At 45.7% G+C, this 1,745-nt stretch carries 2 tRNA genes, 1 rRNA gene and 1 pseudogene; all 4 read left to right on the top strand.

The window, feature by feature from the left end:
- The first annotated feature begins 6 nt into the window (after positions 1-6).
- Positions 7-122, top strand: a 5S ribosomal RNA gene (gene rrf / locus CKY02_RS22935).
- A gap of 203 nt (positions 123-325) precedes the next feature.
- A tRNA-Asp gene (locus CKY02_RS22930) sits at positions 326-402 on the top strand.
- A 9-nt stretch (positions 403-411) separates the two neighbouring features.
- Positions 412-487, top strand: a tRNA-Trp gene (locus CKY02_RS22925).
- 380 nt (positions 488-867) lie between these two features.
- Positions 868-1,602, top strand: a pseudogene (locus CKY02_RS22920) (IS982 family transposase); the annotation flags it as partial.
- Positions 1,603-1,745 lie beyond the last annotated feature (143 nt).

The raw sequence follows: 1,745 nt of genomic DNA, 5'->3' as shown, positions 1-1,745 counted from the left end.
AATATGCCTGGCGGCGATAGCGCGGCGGTCCCACCTGACCCCATGCCGAACTCAGCAGTGAAACGCCGTAGCGCCGATGGTAGTGTGGGGTCTCCCCATGTGAGAGTAGGGAACTGCCAGGCTTTAATTTAGCATTATGTTGCGACAGCAAAGCAACATGAGGCAAAAGTAGCAGAGAGTAGGACAAACTCCGTCGGGAACGGGTTTGAACGTCGCGAGTTGTGATGGTCCGAAGGGAAAACGGCAGGAAAGCCGTTTATGAGCTGCTAAGTTTGATATTTAAGTTTTATGTCGTAACAGCGATATAAATCAAAGAGAATTCGGTGGTGCGGTAGTTCAGTTGGTTAGAATACCGGCCTGTCACGCCGGGGGTCGCGGGTTCGAGCCCCGTCCGCACCGCCACCTTAATTTAGGGGCGTAGTTCAATTGGTAGAGCACCGGTCTCCAAAACCGGGTGTTGGGAGTTCGAGTCTCTCCGCCCCTGCCAGTTATAAGTTAAGTGGCAACTAGAGTAGTTTATAATATTGGTGATCCATATATGCTACTTGAATTAGACTATTGATAAGGTGCCGGCTTTTTGGTCGGTGCCTTTTTTCTAATGGAACTTTGTAAGAAAAACGGATTTGCCGTTACACTAAAAATTCTCTTATGCGAACCTTTTCTCCAGAAATGATCTCACTTGGAAAATTTGTTCCCAAATATTGTCTGGTTCGGTTATACATTTTTCAGTTCTCAATGTTATTCGATCTTATAGCAATAAAACCTTTCTTTCTAATTAACCTGAGGTTTGCTTAAGAAGGGAACTTAGTGCCTGAGGCACGATCAAAGTTTTTGTTAAAGAAAACAAAATCGTGGAGATCCTCAGGCATGTCTAATTTAGAAGAACTTTACTGCTGCGTCGATGACTTTTGCCAAAAATTTGTTCCTCTCTGGCATCAACAGTTAATTGAAAATGGTTTGCTCAAACGTCGCCGCGAAGCTTCCCTTTCTCTCAGTGAAGTGATGACGATCCTCATTTTATTCCACATGAGCCGTTATCGTGATTTTAAAACGTTTTATATTCAGCATGTTAAACACTATCTTAAGGCCGATTTTCCCCGGTTGGTCAGCTACACCCGTATGTTAACCTTAAAGCAAAGGGCGCTCATTCCTCTCTGTGCTTTTCTTTCGTCACGCAAGGTTGAAACCCAGGGGATCGCTTTTATTGATTCAACTAAAATTGCCGTTTGTCACAACCTCCGTATTCCCCGTCATCGCGTATTTCAGAGCGTCGCACAGCGAGGGAAAACCCGTACCGGTTGTTTTTATGGCTTTAAACTTCATCGGGTTATCAATGATTGTGGTGAACTTCTGGCAGTTAAGTTGACCTCAGGAAATCAGGATGATCGCCATCCCGTCAAAGCGCTGGTACAAGGGTTAACCGGATGTTTATATGGCGATAAAGGGTATTTGTCGCAGGCTTTGTGCGATGAACTGGAAGCAGAAGGAATAACGTTAATCACTCATGTCCGTAATAACATGAAGGCAAAAGCGTTATCTCTCTGGGATAAGCTGATGTTAAGAAGGCGATTTTTGATAGAAAGTGTGCCGCAGGCATACAAACTAGCAGCATAGGGAATGCAGCCAGTATGTAGCATAAGCTCAGGAGGAGATGGTGGTCGGCCCACCGAAGTCTGCTGTCGGAAGCTGGCTTCAAACCCCCTCAAGCGGCTGCCGTAAAGAGCGGTGGTTGTGAGCGTTGAGGT

Origin of the sequence: Photorhabdus bodei (genome assembly GCF_003287735.1) — a bacterium.
Classification (GTDB): domain Bacteria; phylum Pseudomonadota; class Gammaproteobacteria; order Enterobacterales; family Enterobacteriaceae; genus Photorhabdus; species Photorhabdus kayaii.
This window is presented reverse-complemented; position numbering and strand designations above follow the sequence as displayed.